The sequence below is a fragment of the Wolbachia endosymbiont (group B) of Ennomos erosarius genome (genome assembly GCF_964026905.1).
Taxonomy (GTDB): Bacteria; Pseudomonadota; Alphaproteobacteria; order Rickettsiales; family Anaplasmataceae; genus Wolbachia.
The window spans coordinates 122,592-136,345 of sequence record NZ_OZ034708.1 but is presented as its reverse complement, the minus strand read 5'-3'; the positions used below and the strand labels follow the sequence as shown (position 1 = coordinate 136,345).

Genomic DNA, 13,754 nt, shown 5'->3' with positions numbered 1-13,754 from the left:
CTGGATTAAAGGAGAATAGAAAAGGCAAGAAAACAGGGTAAACTCAGCAGTTATAAAAAAACAGATGAGGTTAACCATGGAAGATATAACAAACTGTTTTGTTTGGTCGATGATTTTTGCAGAGATATAGAGAAAAATTTTGCAGGTAAACTACTGCCAAATGGTAAAAAACCCACAAGAACAACGGAAATTGAGCACTCCGAAATCATGACAATAATCCTGCTATATCAACAATCTCCGTGTAAAAATTTCAAAACTTTCTATCTACATTACCTAACGTTGCTCTACAAATCAGAGTTTCCAAAGTTGCCTTCATATACCAGGTTTGTTGCTCTAAAGCCTAGGGTTTTGTGGCATTTAGCAATGTTGTTGCATTGGCTTTGTGGACAGTCAGAAAACACTGGAATTTCATATATAGACACAACTCCCATTGCAGTTTGTCATGCAAAAAGAATATCCAAAACAAAGTTTTTGCTGGAATTGCAAAATTAAGCAAGAGTACTTACGGCTGGTTTTTTGGTTTCAAATTACATATGGTAATCAATGAAAATGGTGAAATTCATTCACTTACGCTAACAAAAGGCAATGTTGATGATAGGATACCTGTGCCAAATCTGACGGAAAAATTAACCGGCCTTTTGTTTGGTGACAAAGGTTATATTGCAAAAGAGCTTTTTCAGAAGCTGTTTGACCGAGGTTTGAAACTTGTTACCAAGGTGAAAAAAGGTATGAAAAATGCATTGATTTCGCTAAATGAGAAGATTTTACTGAGAAAAAGGTCTATCATTGAGACTGTTTTTGGTTACCTAAAAAATAGACTAGAAATTGAACACACTCGCCATAGATCCCCTGTTAATTTTTTGGTTCATATCTTTTCTACTCTCATTTCCTATTCCATCAAATCCAAAAAGCCTTCTATTTCCTATACTTTCTTCCTTCCTTAATCCAGAATTCGCGTTAGTAAGTCGCCACTTTCCTAAAATGTGGATCGCGATTTCAACCCGATGTTAGAGCGGATGGAATTTAACCATCACGATTTCATGACTATCGGATCGCACTAATGTAACCAGACTGCATTCTGTGATTTTTAGCAAAACACGATCTTTCATTTGAGCTTTCTTCAATTTAAAATAAATACAGAAAATTGCTGCCTATAGCTAAACTGACTTAGATTTACCGACGATTTGATAAACGACAAATTCGTCATCCCGCTGCTTGTTAGCGGGATCTAGAGATACCGCGGCGGTATGACGTAGGGATTGTATTAGCTATAATTCTTTGGTTTTCGCTTTTCTTTTAACCTTGCAATGATGTTTTCTTTGCCGATAAAAATTAATAATTTAGCGAGCTCTGGTCCTGTTTCTGTTCCTGTTAAAGCTGAACGCAACTGCATAAATAGGTTTTTTGCCTTTATATCCACTGTTTGTCGAATAGTTTTGACCCATTCTGACAACGTGTTTTCATTACAATCACCTTGAGGCAATGCATTGAACGCAATTTTTATAAGCTCCTTATCAAGAATCACAGGCTCTATATCGGATTTGCATATTTTCCACCACTTGGCCACCTCAGAAAACCTTTCTATATTGTTCCTTATAAAATACCAAAACTCTGAGGAGTCCACTCCAATTTGATTTAAACGGTCTTGCACCATTTCAAATGGCATTTGTTGCAGCACTTTGCTATTTAGCTTATATATTTCACTCAAGCTAAATTGTGCAGATGCTGAGCTAAATTTTTTAATATCAAATGAGTCAATCAAAGATTGCATGCTAACACAAGCTTCAATTGGATTGGATGTTCCTAGCTTCACTAAATAACTAACTAGCGCCATCGGTTCAATTTCATCTTCTTTTATAGATTTGATATCCAGCCCACCGACTCGCTTGGATATCTTGCTATCATCAAAATGTAGCAGAGAAAGGTGAGCAAACATAGGAATTTTCGCTTTTAATGCTTTAATCATTTGGATTTGCACTGCAGTATTAGTTACATGATCTTCCCCGCGTACAATATGGGTTACATTAAAGTCAACATCATCAATAACAGAAGGTAACATGTATGTGTAAATTCCATCTTCTCTCTTTACCACGGGGTCACTTATGCTACTGGTTGCAATATTTATTTCATCTTTAACTTCATCATTCCATTTAACAACTTCATTTCTATCCAACTTAAATCTAAAATGTGGTCTTCTTCCTTCTTGCTCATAACGAATTTTCTCTTGCTCAGTTAGAAGTAATGCGCTTCTGTCATATACCGGGGGAAGTCCTTGTTTTAACTGCAATTTTCGTTTAATTTCTAACTCTTCTCTTGTTTCATAGCATGCATAAATATGCCCTTCTTTTATTAACTGCAAAAACACCTCATTGTAACGCTCAAAGCGCTCTGATTGCTTAAAACTTGCATCCCAATCTATACCAGTCCATTTCAAGTCTTGTATGATATCATTTATATATTTGACATCTGAACGCTGAAGGTCAGTATCATCAAAACGGAGTAAAAATTTTCCATTTTGATTACGTGTGTACATCCAACAAATCAAAGCAGTTCGTATGTTTCCTACGTGGAGGTAGCCAGTTGGGCTTGGAGCGAATCTTGTTAGCATTTAAATAGCAATATTGTAAAATAATAACTTATTTACTCTAATTTATTTTAATTTTATATAAATATATGGCTAAAGCAAGTGTTTCTACTCTTCTTTCTTGGCTAATCCATAATTAGCGTTAAAGAAGCTCGTTGCTACGGCTTATTGGCGTAGAAGAAGGAATAGGTATGGTTTGTAGCACCTTTGATGTTTGGTGAATTAAGACCATGTGTTGAATTAAGAAATTTCACAACTTGACGATAAAGCTAGTGTGACCCTATTATATTAATATGTAAATTTCAATTTACACATGACTAACTTAGAAAAGATGAGAGAAAAACTACAAGATCAAATAAATTATCATAATGTTTTGTATCACCAAAAAAATAAGCCAGAAATAAGTGATGCTGAATATGATGAACTGAAGAAAAAGTTAGCTGAAATAGAGGCACAATTTCCAGAAATTTATGCAACACAAGATAGTGTTGGTGCTCCACCTGATGAGAGGTTTTCTAAGGTGGAACATCAAGAACCTATGCTTTCTCTTGAGAATGCTTATGATGAACAAGGTGTAGAGAAATTTTTGTCTAAAATAAAGAGGTTTTTAATTGAAGACAAAATAGAGATATTATGTGAGCCCAAAATTGATGGGTTGTCGTTTTCTGCAATTTATGAGGATGGAAGATTTGTTAAAGCTGCAACTCGAGGTGACGGTTTTGTAGGGGAAGATGTCACTCACAATGTTGCAACAATAAAAGGCTTTCCTAAGTTTTTGCAAGGTGTGCAAGGTAGATTGGAAGTAAGAGGTGAAATATACATCAGTAACAGCGACTTTTTAAAGTTAAATGAAAACGATGAATTTGCCAATCCTCGAAATGCAGCTGCTGGTTCTCTAAAGCAATTGGATGCAAATATTACAGCAAGTAGACCTCTTAGATATTTTGCTTATTCTTTGATTGGTGGAGCAGAGAAAAGTCAAAGTGAAATACTAAATAAGCTTGAGGCACTTGGTTTTTGCGTAAATGAGCATCAGTCCTTAACGAGTAGTTTGGATGGAATGCTGAAGTTCTATAACGAGGTCTATAATTGTCGCTATAACTTGGATTATGATATTGATGGAATAGTCTACAAAGTAAATGATTTGATACTACAAAATCGTCTAGGGAATACTCACAAAGCACCGCGCTCGGCACTTGCATATAAGTTTTCTGCGGTTTATGCAAAAACAAAGTTAAATAAGATATTTATACAGGTGGGTAGAACAGGGGTTTTAACTCCAGTTGCAGATTTAGTGCCAGTCAATATTGGTGGGGTGCTAGTTAGTAGAGCAAGCCTGCATAACCAAGATGAGATAAAACGTAAAGACATAAGAGAGGGAGATATTGTAACAATCAAAAGAGCAGGGGATGTAATTCCCCAGATCATTGAAGTGAACAGAGATTCTCGTCTTCCAAATACACCTGAATTTGTGTTTCCTGAAGTATGCCCTGAATGTGGTAGTAAAGTACGTCAGGTTGAGGGAGAGGCGGCAGTAAGATGTCCTGAGGAATTTGCCTGTAAAGCTCAAATAATAGAAAAACTAAAGCATTTTGTATCGAAAGATGCATTTGACATTGTTGGCCTTGGTGATAAGCAGATAGAGTTTTTTTACGACCTTGGTCTGATAAAACAAATCCATGATATTTTTACTTTAGAAGAAAGATTGGATGAATTTAATCTGGAAGAACAGCCTGGTTGGGGCAAGAAATCAATAGCTCATTTATTAAATGCTATACAAAGCAGAGGGGTAATAACTCTAGATAGGTTTATATTTTCTTTAGGTATTAGATTTATTGGTCAAGTTGCAGCAGAATTGCTTGCAGATTATTATGTTTCTTATAATAACTGGTATAATTTGATGATTGAACTGTCATCAGATAATACTGAGCTAGTGGGTATAGACGGCATAGGAAAAAAAGTGGCTAAATCTTTGGAATCATTTTTTTCTAAGGAACATAACATCAAAATGTTAAATGATCTTACTGCTTGTCTTCAAATTCTTCCTGTGAGCTCCAACTCTAGTGACTCTGTTTTAAATAACAAAATTATAGTGTTTACTGGTAAGCTACTTGCTATGAGTAGAGGAGAGGCGAAAGTAAGAGCTAAAACTCTGGGAGCAAAGGTCAGCTCAAATCTTTCTGCTAAAACTGACTACCTAATTGCAGGAGAAAAACCAGGATCCAAATATAAAAAGGCAGTGGAATTAGGTGTAGAAATTTTAGATGAAGACCAGTGGCATAAAGTAATAAGTTTGGGAGTGTTCAAATGACACTTGGATTGTATATTAAATCAAAGTTGCAAGACTATAATGAGCAAGCTGTTAATTGGATTGATTGGATTACCACAAAAAAACTCCTTTCTTTCTCTCCATTTTTTCTGGGTAAGGTCACTATCCATCTCCTGCTTATTTGTTGTTTCTTTCTTTCGCATGCTATTCTTGGTGTTCTGGAATTCTTTTGGCATTTCATACTCCTTAAATTAATTAATAAAATATTACTACATATATGATGAATAAATTATTTTAGTCTATAATCTTTATTAATATTTTTATATAAAAGTTATATATTTTATACTAAATAGTATATATCAATATTTAGATTGATGAATTGATTTTATTTCCATTGCAGCTTATTATTCATGAATAATCTCAATAAAAACGATGAAGCTAAACGAAATCAGAGAAAGATTTATAAAATTTTTTGTAAGTAACAATCACGAGCAGGTTCCTTCTTCTCCTTTGATTCCAGAACATGACCCAACGCTCATGTTCACAAATGCTGGTATGGTGCAGTTCAAAAATATTTTTACTGGTGCTCAAAAAACTGAAATGAAACGTGCTGTCTCAAGTCAAAAGTGTCTAAGAGCAGGCGGTAAACACAACGATCTTGAAAATGTTGGCTATACAACTCGGCATCACACATTTTTTGAAATGCTCGGAAATTTTAGCTTCGGTGATTACTTTAAGGAAACTGCGATAGAATTCGCGTGGAAATTTATCACTAAGGAGTTGTCTCTTGATAAAAATAGACTATCCATAACCGTCTATCATACTGATGATGAGGCATACGAGATTTGGCGTAAGGTAAGTGGCTTTTCAAGTGATAAAATCATAAGAATTGCAACGGATGACAACTTTTGGAGTATGGGAAGCACTGGTCCATGCGGTCCATGTTCTGAAATTTTTTATGACCATGGGAGTCCTAATTTACAAGAGGGCGATAGAATTGTTGAAATCTGGAATCTGGTATTCATGGAGTTTAATAAAGATGAAGAAGGTAATTTACACAAATTGCCAAAAAAATGCATCGATACTGGAATGGGCCTTGAAAGAATAGCGGCTGTAATGCAAAATGTCCATGATAACTATGATATTGATCTATTTTCTGCTTTGATAAGTAAATCACAAGAGTACTGTGGAAGAACGGAAAATAAAATAGCGCATAAGATCGTAGCAGATCATCTTCGCGCAGCTGCATTTCTCATCGCAGAAGGAGTGCTCCCCGGAAATGAAGGCAGGAATTACGTATTACGCAGATTAATTAGGAGAGCCGCGCGTTATATCCACCTGCTTGGATATAATGATTCCCTACTCCATCGCATTTTTCCGGCGCTGATAGATAGCACGAGTTCGGCTTATATGGGAGCTGAATTAGTCAGGGCTAAAAGCTTAATAGAAACGACGTTAAAATCAGAGGAAGAAAACTTTAAAGACACTTTGATGAAAGGCATTAATCTATTGGAAAAATTCACTGCAGATTTAAAACCAGGTGACACTCTGCCTGGAGAATTAGCGTTTAAGCTATATGATACTTATGGATTTCCTTTGGATATTACACTTGATATTTTAAAAGAGAGAAAAATAAATTTTGACCAGAAAGGTTTTGATGATGCAATGGAAGAGCAAAAAGAGAAAGCACGTGCTAAATGGGCTGGATCTGGTGAAAAATCTGTTGAGCAAGTATGGTTTGATTTGATCGATAAATTTGGCAAAACAAAATTTGTTGGTTATGAGTTCAATGAAGTAAGTGATGCGAAAATACTAGCTATAGTTTCCTCTAAAAATGAAATAATTGATTCTGCAAAGGAGGGAGAGAAGATAACCATTATACTTGATAAAACACCTTTTTATGGCGAGTCAGGTGGACAAGTGGGAGATACTGGCAGTCTGATCAAACCTGGTAGAAGTATTATTATAGTCGAGAATACCAATAAGGTTAATGACCTATATTTGCACAGATGCATAGTTAAATCTGGCTCAATGTGTAAAGGTGATACAGTTGCAGCAAGCATTGACAAGGAAAGAAGGCAAACCTTAAGAAGAAATCATTCAGCTACACATCTTCTGCACTTTACACTCAGAAAAATTCTAGGTGATCATGTCACTCAAAAAGGTTCCCTAGTTGCACCAGATAGACTGAGATTCGACTTTAGTCATAACACTCAAGTCGCTCAGGATCAGTTGTTTTGGGTAGAGGATATGGTAAACTCTCTAATCAGAGAAAATCTTTCTGCATCTACAAAAATTCAAAGCATGAATCAGGCAATAGACGAAGGAGCTATGGCGTTGTTTGGTGAGAAATATGGTGATCAGGTTAGAGTTGTAAATATTGGAGATTCGAAAGAGCTATGTGGTGGCACGCACGTTGAACATACTGGAGAAATCGGTTTATTTAAGATAGTAACAGAAAGTTCTGTTGCTTTTGGAGTGAGAAGAATTGAAGCTTTAACTGGTCAAGAAGCAACCAATTATGTACGTGATAATGAAATTCACTTAAAAAAAGTTGCAGAATTCGTAAAAGCGCCAGCAAGTGAAATAATAAACCGATTAAATATTTTAAATCAAGAGCGCAAGAAATCCGAAGCTAAAATAAAAAACCTATATAAAAAGCTTGTGAGTGCAGAGAATATAAAAAGCACTGAAATAAATGGAATAAATTGTGTAAGCCATGCTTTTACCAATATTCCAGCGAATATAATAAGAGAATTTATTTTACAGCAACAAAAACCAAGAACGGTAATAGCTTTCACGGCAACAGAAAAAGATAAAACAGTTTTGATTATTAAAGTAAGTAAAGACTTAATCAATAAGATTAGCGCAAAAGAACTAATATCAATAGCAGTTGAAAAGAATTGTAGTGGGAATGCTGAACTTGCACAAACAGGCTGTGATAGCAACAAAATAGATGATGCCATTACAGCCATTTATAGCAAAATAACAGCTTCTAAGGACTAATACACTCTACGTCATACCGCCACGAACCATCATACCGCGATTCATTCGCGGTATGATGGTTCGTGGCGGTATGACGTAGAAGCTATACTTTTATACTCACCAACTCAGTATCCAATCTGGATCCAAGTAGTCTGGGCACTTTAGACAATGTTACAAAAAATATTATAGAATTTAAGAAGATAATCCCTAGAAAATTCCCACGTTCAAAACGCGAATTCTGGATTAAGGAAGGAAGAAAGTATAGGAAATAGAAGGCTTTTTGGATTTGATGGAATAGGAAATGAGAGTAGAAAAGATATGAACCAAAAAATTAACAGGGGATCTATGGCGAGTGTGTTCAATTTCTAGTCTATTTTTTAGGTAACCAAAAACAGTCTCAATGATAGACCTTTTTCTCAGTAAAATCTTCTCATTTAGCGAAATCAATGCATTTTTCATACCTTTTTTCACCTTGGTAACAAGTTTCAAACCTCGGTCAAACAGCTTCTGAAAACGCGAATTCTGGATTAAAGGAGAATAGAAAAGGCAAGAAAACAGGGTAAACTCAGCAGTTATAAAAAAACAGATGAGGTTAACCATGGAAGATATAACAAACTGTTTTGTTTGGTCGATGATTTTTGCAGAGATATAGAGAAAAATTTTGCAGGTAAACTACTGCCAAATGGTAAAAAACCCACAAGAACAACGGAAATTGAGCACTCCGAAATCATGACAATAATCCTGCTATATCAACAATCTCCGTGTAAAAATTTCAAAACTTTCTATCTACATTACCTAACGTTGCTCTACAAACGCGAATTCTGGATTAAGGAAGGAAGAAAGTATAGGAAATAGAAGGCTTTTTGGATTTGATGGAATAGGAAATGAGAGTAGAAAAGATATGAACCAAAAAATTAACAGGGGATCTATGGCGAGTGTGTTCAATTTCTAGTCTATTTTTTAGGTAACCAAAAACAGTCTCAATGATAGACCTTTTTCTCAGTAAAATCTTCTCATTTAGCGAAATCAATGCATTTTTCATACCTTTTTTCACCTTGGTAACAAGTTTCAAACCTCGGTCAAACAGCTTCTGAAAAAGCTCTTTTGCAATATAACCTTTGTCACCAAACAAAAGGCCGGTTAATTTTTCCGTCAGATTTGGCACAGGTATCCTATCATCAACATTGCCTTTTGTTAGCGTAAGTGAATGAATTTCACCATTTTCATTGATTACCATATGTAATTTGAAACCAAAAAACCAGCCGTAAGTACTCTTGCTTAATTTTGCAATTCCAGCAAAAACTTTGTTTTGGATATTCTTTTTGCATGACAAACTGCAATGGGAGTTGTGTCTATATATGAAATTCCAGTGTTTTCTGACTGTCCACAAAGCCAATGCAACAACATTGCTAAATGCCACAAAACCCTAGGCTTTAGAGCAACAAACCTGGTATATGAAGGCAACTTTGGAAACTCTGATTTGTAGAGCAACGTTAGGTAATGTAGATAGAAAGTTTTGAAATTTTTACACGGAGATTGTTGATATAGCAGGATTATTGTCATGATTTCGGAGTGCTCAATTTCCGTTGTTCTTGTGGGTTTTTTACCATTTGGCAGTAGTTTACCTGCAAAATTTTTCTCTATATCTCTGCAAAAATCATCGACCAAACAAAACAGTTTGTTATATCTTCCATGGTTAACCTCATCTGTTTTTTTATAACTGCTGAGTTTACCCTGTTTTCTTGCCTTTTCTATTCTCCTTTAATCCAGAATTCGCGTTTGTAGGGCAGTGGAACTGGCTGTAAATTTTTATTCATATAATATGTATATTGAAAATTCTCCAGATTATTGTGAAATTTACGTTACGCTTAGAAACGCAACATTAATGTTAAGGAAAGCTGAGGAACTTTATGAAACAAGAGAGAGAACAAATTCAAAAATAGTTGATATATCAGTTGATAACAATACTGGTAAATTGTTGCTTACACCTATAAATCTATAGAGATATACAATTGCCATAAAGATTTATGTATATGCCTTTATCTTTAAGATCGTTTATCAAGTATAGACATCAGCTCGTCCCATTCTCTTTTACCAATATTACTTTCTTCTCTAGTAACGGTTTCCCCTTTAATTAATTTACGAATTATGTCTAAACCAGTTCTTGAAATACAGGCTGATTCTAGGCAATATTCAACAAAGGCATTGTAGGCCAATGGGACCCATTTTTTTATTATATCCAACATAACTTCTGCATAAACTCTGATTTCATATTGGGCGTGCTTATCAGCTCTAAGCTTCAAAAAATGAAAAAGGTTATGTAGATCTATTTTCCAATAAAATTGCGTGTAGTAATTAAGCGTTAGGTTAGTTCGGGCAATTTCTCTTGCAAGCCCCTGCTCAATAAATTTTTCATAATGAAAATATACTAAATTAGAGTCATTTGTTAGAGAATCTATTATTTCCTTTGAGGTATCTCGATCAAAAGCTTCCCCACTACCTTGTTTATTATTGTCAGATTGTTTTGCAACTTGTTCTGGTTTAGGTGTATAAAATTCATTATCAAGTATTGAATACCTTGCTGAATATTCATTCACATTTGCAGTTCTATGCCTTATCCATTGCCTTGCAACAAAAATTGGAAGTTTCACGTGAAACTTAATTTCACACATTTCAAATGGAGTTGTATGATGATGTCTCATTAAATACTTTATAAGTGCTTCATCCTGACTTATCTGTTTTGTTCCCTTGCCATAAGAAACACGAGCAGCTTGAACTATGCTACTGTCAGAGCCCATATAATCCACTACTCGAATAAATCCATGGTCTAATACCTTATGTTCTTCATATAAGATTCCATCTATTTCTTTTACTGTAGTTCGTTTGGTTGCTTCATTCATAAAATATCCTCAAGATGAAATGGAGATATCAGCTCCACATGAATTGAGTTTTTCATGCATTGCTTCATATCCTCTCCATAAATGATGTGAATTGTTTATTATAGTTTCTCCACCGGCTACCAAAGAAGCAAGCACCAAAGCTGCTGTTGATCTTAAGTCAGTAGCATATAGATTAGCTCCAGATAAGCTTTTTATTCCACTTATAGTAGCTTTGCTTTTCTCGATGCTGATATTAGCACCTAACTTTCTCAATTCATCTGCATGTGCAAATCTGTTTTCAAAAACGTTCTCTTCAATTACTGATATCCCATCAGCGATGCACATTGCAGACATCAGTTGTGGTTGCATATCACTGGAAAAGTTGGGGTATGGATCTGTTGCAATGTTAGCAGACCTAATAGAGCAATTTTTTCTGGAAATCATAACCCCCTCATTATATAGTTCAACATTAGCCCCTATAGCTTTCAATTCATTCACAATACATCTTATATCAGATAGACTTATTCCTTCTAACTCCAACTTACCACCGGTTATTATAGCAGCTAGTGCATAGGTGCCTGCTTCTATGCGATCTGGTATTATTTTATGAATACATCCATTTAATGCTTCAACTCCTGTTATTGTGATCCTTGTATCACTAATCTCAATATTAGCACCCATTTTCTTTAGGAACTCTATTAAATCAAGAACTTCCGGCTCCGTTGCAGCATTGTTTATTATTGTCACTCCTTCTGCAAGTGTTGCTGCCATTATTATGTTTTCTGTTGCGCCAACACTTATTTTCTTAAATGTGATTTCTTTTCCTTGTAGCTTTCCTTTCACTGTTGCAATTATATTACAGCCTTCAACTTTAATTTTAGCTCCCATTTCTTCTAATGCTTTGATATGCATATCAACGGGACGCTTTCCGATATTGCATCCACCAGGAAAGACTGTTGTGATTTTACCAAATCTACTGAGAATTGGACCTAGCATTAAAAAAGATGCTCGCAGCTTACTTGCAGTTTCATGTGACATTACGTGATGGTTGATATTACCGCAGTCAATTTCCAAAGTATGATTTGCTTTATAATCTTTATTACATGTAAAGTTCACTTTCGCTCCAAGACTCTCAAGCAGCTTAGACATTAGATGCACATCAATTAAATCAGGTACATTATGCAAAATCACCGGGAAGCTACTCAATAGACTTGCTGCCATTATCGGTAAAATAGCATTCTTTGAACCATTAATCTTGATTTTTCCGACCAGGGATTTGTAGTTATTTCTTATTAATATCTTGTGCATTTAATTAGATATAAAGTATATATTCATTAATTTATTGAAGTCTTACTAAGTATAATAGATTGACCGTAAAAGGCAAAAATTTGCTTTTTCTCCCTCCGTCATCCAAGTAGCGTGACACCATTGTTTTCTTTCTTAGCCAATTATTGATACCTTACGTTTATTTTATCCTTAAGAGGTTTAATTATAATTTTTTCCAAAGATGAGCGATGCATTAGTGCCACCAAAACCAAACGAATTAGAAAGTGCATATTGAATTTTATGCTCTTGAGCTTTAAGTGGTACAAAATTTAAATCACATCCTTCTGAAGGTTTATGTAAATTTAAGGTTGGCGGAATAATTCCATTATTTAACACAAGAATACTAAATATTGCTTCAACGCTCCCTGCAGCACCAAGTAAATGTCCTATAGAAGATTTAGTTGAAGAAACAGGTATTTTATAAACGTAGTCACCGAATAACTGTTTCATTGCTATTACTTCAATTTTATCTCCAAGTGGTGTTGAAGTTCCATGTGCATTAATATACCCTACTTGATTGGGATTAATTTGTGCGCTCTTTAAAGCAAGCTGCATTGCCTTAAATGCGCCTCTTCCTTCTGGATGTGGTGCTGTAATGTGGTGTGCATCCCCTGTCAGTCCGTACCCAACCAGTTCAGCATGTATTTTTGCCCCCCTTTTTTTTGCATGTTCGTATTCCTCCAGAACCAATATACCTGCTCCTTCACCCATAACAAAACCATCGCGTTCTGCATCCCATGGTCTTGAAGCTTCTTTGGGTTTATCATTGAATTTAGTTGATAACGCCTTCATAGATGCAAAACCTGCAATTCCAACTCTACACAGTGCACTTTCTGCTCCACCTGCAATCATAACATCCGCTTCACCAAGTTTTATAGTTCTTGCTGAGTTTATGATTGCATGCGCACCTGTTGCACATGCGGTTACTGCTGAATCGTTTGGACCTGTAAATTCGTATTTAATAGAAATATGGCCAGATATCAAATTTATTAGACTTGCAGGGACAAAAAATGGACTGACACGTCTGGGCCCTTTTTCCTGCATGGTAATAACATTTTCCTGAATTGACGGAAGACCACCTATACCAGAGCCAATAGTTACGCCAACACGTTCTCTATCTACTTTTGAATCTTCTAAAGATGAATCTTCCACAGCTTGAATCGCTGCTGCAATGCCGTAATGAATAAAACGATCCGTTCTTTTTAGATCTTTTTCAAAAATATAACCTACAGGATTAAAGTAATTCTCAATGTTATCGGATTGCACAGGCACCTGCCCTGCAACCTTGCAAGCAAGATCAGAAGAGTCAAATCTATCTGTATTGATTGCTTTTATGCCAGACTCGCCTTTTATCAGCCTTGACCAAGTGTTGTCAACATCTGCCGCTAGTGGAGTGATTAAACCAACACCAGTGACTACTACTCTTCTGCTCATTTAACACTAACTATTAGCCTTTTTTACTATTAATGTACTCAACTATTTGCTCCATAGTTTCCATTTTTTGTGCGTCTTCATCTGGGATTTCTATCCCGAACTCTTCTTCTGCCGCCATGATGATTTCAACTGCATCTAAACTGTCTGCACCATGCTCCGAAAGCTTTGAAGAGCTGTTGAATTTCTCTACATCCTTACTAATGTGCTCTAGTATAATCTTTTTCACTTTCTCTTCTATGTCTTCTCTAGTGCTCTTTGCTAGTTCGCTATTCACATT

General features: G+C 35.5%; 7 protein-coding genes and 4 pseudogenes. 4 read left to right on the top strand and 7 right to left on the bottom strand.

Annotation, left to right across the window (positions count from 1 at the left end):
• The first annotated feature begins 93 nt into the window (after window positions 1–93).
• Window positions 94–944, top strand: a pseudogene (locus AAGD95_RS00670) (IS982 family transposase).
• 320 nt (window positions 945–1,264) lie between these two features.
• On the opposite strand, the gene gltX reads toward AAGD95_RS00670, so the two are convergent.
• Complete coding sequence (gltX, locus tag AAGD95_RS00665) at window positions 1,265–2,608, bottom strand: glutamate--tRNA ligase (protein ID WP_341818571.1); 1,344 nt, start codon at window positions 2,606–2,608, stop codon at window positions 1,265–1,267.
• 289 nt (window positions 2,609–2,897) lie between these two features.
• Here gltX and ligA point away from each other — a divergent pair, with 289 nt between their 5' ends.
• Window positions 2,898–4,895, top strand: a complete 1,998-nt coding sequence (gene ligA, locus AAGD95_RS00660; RefSeq protein ID WP_341818570.1) for an NAD-dependent DNA ligase LigA — start codon at window positions 2,898–2,900, stop codon at window positions 4,893–4,895.
• 390 nt (window positions 4,896–5,285) lie between these two features.
• On the top strand, window positions 5,286–7,859 hold the full coding sequence (alaS, locus tag AAGD95_RS00655) for an alanine--tRNA ligase (RefSeq protein ID WP_341818569.1): 2,574 nt from the start codon (window positions 5,286–5,288) through the stop codon (window positions 7,857–7,859).
• A gap of 222 nt (window positions 7,860–8,081) precedes the next feature.
• Here alaS and AAGD95_RS00650 read toward each other — a convergent pair.
• A pseudogene (locus AAGD95_RS00650) lies at window positions 8,082–8,351 on the bottom strand (transposase); the annotation flags it as partial.
• A gap of 102 nt (window positions 8,352–8,453) precedes the next feature.
• Here AAGD95_RS00650 and AAGD95_RS00645 point away from each other — a divergent pair.
• Window positions 8,454–8,660: pseudogene (locus tag AAGD95_RS00645) on the top strand (IS982 family transposase); the annotation flags it as partial.
• A gap of 4 nt (window positions 8,661–8,664) precedes the next feature.
• On the opposite strand, the pseudogene AAGD95_RS00640 reads toward AAGD95_RS00645, so the two are convergent.
• From AAGD95_RS00640 to acpP, 5 genes and pseudogenes are all read right to left on the bottom strand, one after another.
• Window positions 8,665–9,515: pseudogene (locus AAGD95_RS00640) on the bottom strand (IS982 family transposase).
• A 368-nt stretch (window positions 9,516–9,883) separates the two neighbouring features.
• On the bottom strand, window positions 9,884–10,738 hold the full coding sequence (thyX, locus tag AAGD95_RS00635; RefSeq protein WP_341818568.1) for an FAD-dependent thymidylate synthase: 855 nt from the start codon (window positions 10,736–10,738) through the stop codon (window positions 9,884–9,886).
• Between the two features lie 9 nt (window positions 10,739–10,747).
• The gene (murA, locus tag AAGD95_RS00630) at window positions 10,748–12,025 is read right to left on the bottom strand and encodes a UDP-N-acetylglucosamine 1-carboxyvinyltransferase (protein WP_341818567.1); all 1,278 of its coding nucleotides are present in this window, start codon (window positions 12,023–12,025) and stop codon (window positions 10,748–10,750) included.
• Between the two features lie 177 nt (window positions 12,026–12,202).
• On the bottom strand, window positions 12,203–13,477 hold the full coding sequence (gene fabF, locus AAGD95_RS00625) for a beta-ketoacyl-ACP synthase II (RefSeq protein WP_341818566.1): 1,275 nt from the start codon (window positions 13,475–13,477) through the stop codon (window positions 12,203–12,205).
• A gap of 13 nt (window positions 13,478–13,490) precedes the next feature.
• Window positions 13,491–13,715: an acyl carrier protein gene (gene acpP, locus AAGD95_RS00620; RefSeq protein ID WP_253309951.1), complete on the bottom strand. Its 225-nt coding sequence runs from the start codon at window positions 13,713–13,715 to the stop codon at window positions 13,491–13,493.
• Window positions 13,716–13,754: the final 39 nt, after the last annotated feature.